Below are 7,026 nucleotides of genomic sequence, written 5' to 3'. Positions count from 1 at the left end.
ATCACCCCGCGCTCGCCCACATAGGTGTCGTATCCCTGCGGCATCCGCTCGATGAACTCCTGCGCCGCCGCCGCCCGGGCCGCCGCCTCGACCTCCGCGTCGCTCGCCGAGGGCCGGCCGAAGCGGATGTTCTCCCGCGCCGTGGTCGCGAAGATCACCGGCTCCTGCGGCACCAGCGCGAACTGCCGGCGCAAATCACTGCGCCGCACGTCGCGCAGGTCGATGCCGTCGAGGGTGATGCGGCCCTCGTCGGGGTCGAAGAACCGCATCAGCAGCTGGAAGATGGTGGACTTCCCCGCCCCCGAGGGCCCGACCAGCGCCACGGTCTCGCCCGGCCGGATCGCCACCGTCAGCGCGTGGATCGCCGCGGTCTCGGGGCGCGCCGGATAGCGGAAGGTGACGTTCTCGAAGCCGATCTCGCCCCGGACCTTCGCCGGAACCGGCAGCGGGTCCACTGGGTCGGCGATGCTGTCGGCCGCCTCGATCAGTTCGACCATGCGCTCGGTGGCGCCCGCCGCCCGCTGCAACTCGCCCCAGATCTCGGAGAGCGCCGCGACCGAGCCGGCCACCAGCACGGCATAGATCACGAACTGGACCAGCTCGCCCGGCGTCATGCTGCCGGCGCGCACGTCGCGTGCCCCGATCCAGAGCACGCCGACCACGGAGGTGAAGACCAGGAAGATGACGATCGCGGTCAGGATCGAGCGGGTGACGATGCGCCGCCGCGCCGCATCGAAGGCGCGCTCGGTCAGATCCCCGAAGCGCGCCCGGCTGGCGGTCTCGTTGGTATTGGCCTGGACCGTCTGAGCGGCGAGCAGGGTCTCGGAGGCCTGCGCGCTCGATTCCGCGATCCGGTCCTGGTTCTCGCGGCTGAGCAGGCGCAGCCGCCGCCCGAGCGTGAGGATCGGGAAGACCACCAGCGGCACGCCGATCAGCACCAGCGCCGTCAGCTTCGGGCTGGTGATCGTCAGCAGAACCAGCCCGCCGACGAGCGTGAGCAGGTTGCGCAGCGCCACCGACACCGAGGAGCCGATGACCGACAGCACCAGCGTCGTGTCCGTGGTCAGGCGCGACAGCACCTCGCCGGTCATGATCCGCTCGAAGAAGGCGGGGCTCATGCCGATGACCCTGTCGAAGATCGCGCGCCTTATATCGGCCACGACCCGCTCGCCGAGCCGCGTGACCAGATAGAAGCGCAGCGCCGTGCCCAGCGCCAGCAGCGCCGCGATCCCGATCGCCGCGGTGAAATAGAGGTCCATCTGCGGCAGCGATTCCGCGAAGAACCCGTCGACCACCCGCCGCACCGCCAGCGGCAGGGTCAGGGACAACGCCGCGGTGACGGTCAGGGCGGCGAGGGCCGCAAGCACCATGGCGCGATAGGGCCGCAGGAAGGGCGCCAGCGCGCGCAGCGGCCGCACGTTCGCCGCCTTCGGCCGTTCCTCCCGCACCGCTCCGCCCCGTGCCATGTTTCGACAAATCCCACGCTGCCCGACGGAGCTCTAGCAAGCCGTCGCGGCCTTCTCAAGGGAAGCGCGCCGCAGGGGCATAGCGGTCGCATTTGAAGCACTTTCTTCCTGGACCGCCCCAAGAGAAGACGAGGGCAGCGCCCGGCCGGGGCGGGAAGGTGACGCCGGGCGCGCCCGGAATTCATGCGGACCGGGTCACCTTGCCGAGTCTCATTCCCCCGCCCCGACGCGGTTTCCCCTTGTCACCCGCCGCCCTGCCTCGCAGCATGGCCCCGCTCGACCCGCAGGGGAGGCAGGACTGACACCGCTCGACACCGCGCCGAAGGTCTCCGACGAGATCCGCAAGACCACCTGCTACATGTGCGCCTGCCGCTGCGGCATCGACGTGCATCTGCGCGACGGAAAGGTCGCCTATATCGAGGGCAACCGCGACCACCCGGTCAATGGCGGCGTGCTCTGCGCCAAGGGCTCGGCGGGGATCATGCAGCATCTCTCGCCGGCGCGGCTGCGCGGCCCGCTCCGTCGCAGGGGACCACGCGGCTCGGGCGAATTCGAGGGGATCTCCTGGGAGGAGGCCCTCGCCCTCGCCGCCTCCTGGCTCGCACCCGTCCGCGAGACCGCACCCGAGAAGCTCGCCTTCTTCACCGGCCGCGACCAGAGCCAGGCGCTCACCGGCTGGTGGGCGCAGCAGTTCGGCACGCCGAACTACGCCGCCCACGGCGGCTTCTGCTCGGTCAACATGGCGGCGGCCGGCATCTACACCATGGGCGGCGCGTTCTGGGAATTCGGCGCCCCCGACTGGGAGCGCACCAAGCTGCTGCTGCTCTTCGGCGTCGCCGAGGACCACGATTCCAACCCGATCAAGATCGGCCTCGGCAGGCTCAAGGCGCGCGGCGCGAAGATCGTGGCGATCAACCCGGTGCGCACCGGCTACAATGCCATCGCCGACGAATGGCTCGGCATCACGCCCGGCACCGACGGGCTCTTCGTCCTCGCCCTCGTGCATGTGCTGATGTCCGCGGGCAAGGTCGATCTCGACTACCTGATCCGCTACACCAACGCCGCGCATCTGGTGGACGACGATCCCCGCTCGCCGACCCACGGCCTCTTCCTGCGCGACGCGGAGGGCCGCGAACTGGTCTGGGACCGCGACCGCCACCGCGCCCTGCCCTGGGACGAGCCGTCGGCGAAGCCCGCGCTTTCCGGCACGGTCAATCTCGGACCGACCCATGCGAAGCCCGTCTTCCAGCTCATGGCCGAGGCCTGGCTCGACCCGGCCCATGCCCCCGAAGCCGTGGCCGAGCGCTGCGGCATCCCCGCCACCACGATCCGCCGCATCGCCGCCGAACTCGCCGAGGTCGCCTTCGAACAGGCGATCACCCTGCCCCGCCCCTGGACCGACTTCCGTGGCACCCACCACGAGACCATGCTGGGCCGGCCCGTCGCGGTTCACGCCATGCGCGGCATCTCGGCGCATTCCAACGGCTTCCAGACCTGCCGGGCGCTGCATGTGCTGCAGCTGATCCTCGGCGCAGTGGAGACCCCCGGCGGCTTCCGCTTCAAGCCGCCCTATCCCCGCCCGGTCGCCGCCCAGCCGAAGCCGCACCACAGGGTCACCCCCGGCCTGCCGCTCGACGGCCCCCAGCTCGGCTATCCGCGCGGCCCGGAGGATCTCGCGGTCGACGCCGAAGGCCGGCCGCTCCGCATCGACAAGGCCTTCTCCTGGGAGGCGCCGCTCGCCGCGCACGGGATGATGCACATGGTCATCTCCAATGCGGTGGCGGGCGATCCCTACCCGATCGAGGTGCTCTTCCTCTACATGGCCAACATGGCCTGGAATTCCTCGATGAACACCAGCGCCGTCATGGAGATGCTGACGCGCACCGATGCATCGGGGGATTACGTGATCCCGAAGATCATCGTCGCGGACGCCTATTCCTCCGAGATGGTCGCCTTCGCCGACCTGGTGCTGCCCGACACCACCTATCTGGAGCGCCACGACGCCATCTCGCTGCTCGACCGCCCCATCGGCGAGCCCGATCTCGTCGCCGACGCGATCCGCTGGCCGGTGGTCGAACCCACCCGCCCCGGCCACGAGGGCGTGCGCGGCTTCCAGTCGGTCCTGCTCGACCTCGGCGCGAGGCTGAAGCTGCCGGGCATGGTCGATGCCGAAGGCGCGCCCCTCTACCGCGACTACGCCGACTACATGACCCGCCACCAGCGCCGCCCCGGCATCGGCCCGCTCGCAGGCTGGCGCGGCGACGGCAACGCCCATGGCCGCGGCGAACCCAACCCCGACCAGATCGCCCGCTACATCGAGAACGGCGGCTTCTGGTCGCAGGCGGTCCCCGAGGAGGCCGCCTATTTCAAGCCCTGGAACACCGCCTGGGCCGATTTCGCCATGAAAATCGGCCTCACCGACACCGCCCAGCATTACACTTTCCAGCTCTATTGCGAACCGCTCGCCCGCTTCCGCGCCGCCGCCCTCGGCCGCGGCGAGCACCAGCCGCCCGAGCATCTGCGCGACCGCCTGGCGCAGGCCACGGCGCCGCTGCCCATCTGGTATCCGCCCTTCGAGGAAAGCCTCGTCGATCCGGCCGAGTATCCGCTCCACGCCATCACCCAGCGCCCGGCGGCCATGTACCATTCCTGGGGCAGCCAGAACGCCTGGCTGCGCCAGATCCACGGGCAGAACCCGCTCTATGTCCCCGGCGGGCTCTGGGACGCGCTCGGCTTCGCGGAAGGCGACTGGGCGCATGTCACCTCGCCGCACGGCCGCATCACCGTGCCCGTCGCGCGCATGGACGCGGTCAACCCGCGCACGCTCTGGACCTGGAACGCCATCGGCAAGCGCCCCGGCGCCTGGGCGCTCGCCCCCGACGCGCCCGAGGCGACGCGCGGCTTCCTGCTCAACCACCTGATCTCCGAGCTGCTGCCGCCGCGGGGCGACGGGCTGCGCTGGTCGAATTCCGACCCCGTCACCGGCCAGGCCGCCTGGTACGACCTGCGCGTGCGCCTCGAGAAGGCGCCGCCGCAGACCAGGAGCGCGCCGCACGCCACCGCCCAGACATCCCCGGTCGGCCGGGGCCCGGCATCGGTCGCCTTCGACGGGCAATGGTCCGGCGGCGACGGCGTTTCAGCCCGGGACCGGACCCTGTAGACTGCCAGAAGCGACCAATGCCCGCCAGCCCCGGGCGCGAACGACCCAGGGGAATTGCACTTGGCAGCACGACCAGTTCAGGCCGGCTTCCGGGCGCGCCTAGCGCAACCACCCCGCCCGGCGGGCACCGCCGGGCAGCGCCCGCCCCGCCCCCAAGGCGGGCGCTTCGCTTCCGCCCGGGCCGGGCGCTGCCCTCGTCTTGTGGCGGAACGGTCGTCCGGGGAACAATGGGCTCCAAATGCGATTACCCTGGCGAACGACCGGCGCCGAGCCCGCTCCGCAGGGCCGGATCGTCGAGCGGGCACGCGACTACATCGCCGCCCATCTCGCCGAGCCGATGACGGTCGACGCGATCGCCGCCGCGGCCTTCGCCTCCCGCAGGACGCTCTTCCTCGCCTTCGCCGACCTGCTCGACGACACGCCCCGCGGCTATGTGCGCCGGCTCCGGAGGCAATATCCTCACCCTGACGCAGCGATACCCGAACTGGGAGAGAAGGATACCCAAGATGAGACGACATCGGGCAATTCTGGCCGTTGCGGGCGCCGTGCTCGGCGCGACGGCCTTCACGGCGCTCGCCCAGGACGCCAATCCCTTCGAGGGCGACGTGACCCTCGACACCCGCATCGGCGCGCTCTCCTTCGAGAGCGGCTATTTCCGCTTCTACGGCCCGACGGAAGCCTTCTTCGACAAGTCCTGGGCGCTGCCGGACATCGAGAAGATCGACTGAAACCCGACGGGCGGGCGATTCCAGCGGCCTTTCCGCCGGTCGGGATCGGGACGGGGCGGCCTTGGACGGCGCGCCTCGCACGCCGGCCCCCGGGCAGGGCCGGCGCAGCCCACTTCTCGAAAACCCGTGCAATAACAACCGTATAAGACGCGTTTCATCGTGTAACGCCACCCCGGGCCGGCCCGCAGGGAGCGCGAGTCCCGCCGCCCGAGCCTTTCCGGCAAGGTCGCACCGGCCGGTCCCAACCGCCATTCCCTCGTCACCCAGGGACGGCGGCCCGTTCCGGCCCGACCAGGGATACCCCGGTCGCCTCCGCCACCACGCAGGCGCGCGGTCCGGTCACTCCGGACGATGGCAGACCGCCTCGATATTGTTGCCGTCGGGGTCATGGACGAAGGCGCCGTAGTAATCGGGATGATACTGCGGCCTCAACCCCGGCCCGCCGTTGTCGCGCCCGCCGGCGGCCATGGCGGCGGCGTGAAAGGCATCGACCTCGCTGCGCGAGGCGGCGGCGAAGGCGACATGGGTGCCCCGCGACACCGCCACCCCGGTCCCGATCCAGAAGAACGGCTTGCCCTCGGTGCCGAAGCCGGTGAAGGCGGGTCCGCCCGTCTGCTCCGCCGTCACCTCCATCTGGACGGTGACCCCGAGCGGCTCCAGCGCCGCGCGGTAGAAGTCATGGCTCTGCGCGAAGTCGGAAACCGAAATCCCCGCGTGGTCGATCATCGGCGCCTCCCCTGTATCATCCTCGCGCCGCGAGAGTAGACCGGACGCATCCACGGCGAAAGCGGCGGGGCACCGCATTCCCGATGGACAAGCGCCGCGGCCGGGCGGATCATCGCGGCTGCGGGAGGGACCCTGCGATGAGCGACCAGTCGCGCCACGACGCCTGGGCGGCGGGCGAGAGCTACGACGCCTACATGGGGCGATGGAGCCGGCAGATCGCGCCGCGCTTCCTCGACTGGCTCGACGCGGAACCCGGGCTCGACTGGCTCGAGGTCGGCTGCGGCACCGGCGCGCTTTCCGGCGCGATCCTCGCGCAGGCCGCGCCGCGCAGCCTGCAGGCGATCGACCCCTCGGAAGGCTTCGTCGCCCGCGCCCGCGAGATCCACGCGGACGCCCGCGCCGAGTTCGCGGTCGGCGACGCCCGTGCCCTCGCCGCGGCCAACGCGAGCCGCGACGTGATCGTCTCCGGGCTGGTGCTGAACTTCGTGCCGGACAGGCCGCGCGCCCTGGCCGAGATGGCGCGCGTCGCCCGCCCCAACGGGCGGGTCGGCTTCTACGTCTGGGACTATCCCGGCGGCGGCATCGGCTTCATGCGCGCCTTCTGGACCGCGGCCGCCGCGCTCGACCCCGAGGCCCGCATGCTCGCCGAGGACGTGCGCTTCCCCTTCTGCACGCCGGAGGCGCTGGTCGGCCTCGCCCGCGAGGCCGGTCTCGCCGCGGTCGAGGCAACCGAGATCGCGGTCCCGACGGTCTTCCGCGACTTCGCGGATTACTGGACGCCCTTCACCCTCGGCGCCGGCCCGGCGCCCGGCTATTGCGCCGGCCTCGCGCCCTCAGCGCGCGAGCGGCTGCGCGAGAGGCTCGAGGCCGCCCTGCCACGGCAGTCCGACGGCTCGATCCGCCTCGCGGCGCGGGCCTGGGCGATTCGCGGCCGCGCCGCGTGATC

The 7,026-nt window shown here is 71.4% G+C and carries 5 protein-coding genes; 3 read left to right on the top strand and 2 right to left on the bottom strand.

Translation table 11 applies throughout. The features are described from left to right. A partial coding sequence (locus V7050_RS16415; protein WP_324410847.1) for an ABC transporter transmembrane domain-containing protein occupies window positions 1-1,466 on the bottom strand: 1,466 nt, incomplete at its 3' end. Between the two features lie 298 nt (window positions 1,467-1,764). Between V7050_RS16415 and V7050_RS16410 the strand changes: the two genes are divergently transcribed. Together V7050_RS16410 and V7050_RS16405 are read left to right on the top strand one after the other, a co-directional pair. Beyond that, window positions 1,765-4,626, top strand: coding sequence for a molybdopterin oxidoreductase family protein (locus V7050_RS16410; RefSeq protein ID WP_324367775.1), 2,862 nt, complete (start codon window positions 1,765-1,767; stop codon window positions 4,624-4,626). Between the two features lie 506 nt (window positions 4,627-5,132). Beyond that, window positions 5,133-5,354, top strand: coding sequence for a hypothetical protein (locus tag V7050_RS16405; protein ID WP_324370384.1), 222 nt, complete (start codon window positions 5,133-5,135; stop codon window positions 5,352-5,354). Between the two features lie 339 nt (window positions 5,355-5,693). Here V7050_RS16405 and V7050_RS16400 read toward each other — a convergent pair whose 3' ends face one another. Continuing rightward, a complete protein-coding gene (locus V7050_RS16400; RefSeq protein ID WP_324370381.1) occupies window positions 5,694-6,080 on the bottom strand; it encodes a VOC family protein in 387 nt (128 codons plus the stop codon). Between the two features lie 137 nt (window positions 6,081-6,217). Here V7050_RS16400 and V7050_RS16395 point away from each other — a divergent pair, with 137 nt between their 5' ends. Next, window positions 6,218-7,024: a class I SAM-dependent methyltransferase gene (locus tag V7050_RS16395; RefSeq protein WP_324370379.1), complete on the top strand. Its 807-nt coding sequence runs from the start codon at window positions 6,218-6,220 to the stop codon at window positions 7,022-7,024. Window positions 7,025-7,026 lie beyond the last annotated feature (2 nt).

It is taken from the genome of Amaricoccus sp., from assembly GCF_036846665.1.
Lineage (GTDB): Bacteria > Pseudomonadota > Alphaproteobacteria > Rhodobacterales > Rhodobacteraceae > Amaricoccus.
This window is presented reverse-complemented; position numbering and strand designations above follow the sequence as displayed.

Excerpts from the sequence above, each read along its gene's own strand:
- V7050_RS16405 (WP_324370384.1), top strand. The coding sequence starts at position 5,133 with ATGAGACGACATCGGGCAATTCTGGCCGTTGCGGGCGCCGTGCTCGGC.
- V7050_RS16400 (WP_324370381.1), bottom strand. The coding sequence starts at position 6,080 with ATGATCGACCACGCGGGGATTTCGGTTTCCGACTTCGCGCAGAGCCAT.
- V7050_RS16395 (WP_324370379.1), top strand. The coding sequence starts at position 6,218 with ATGAGCGACCAGTCGCGCCACGACGCCTGGGCGGCGGGCGAGAGCTAC.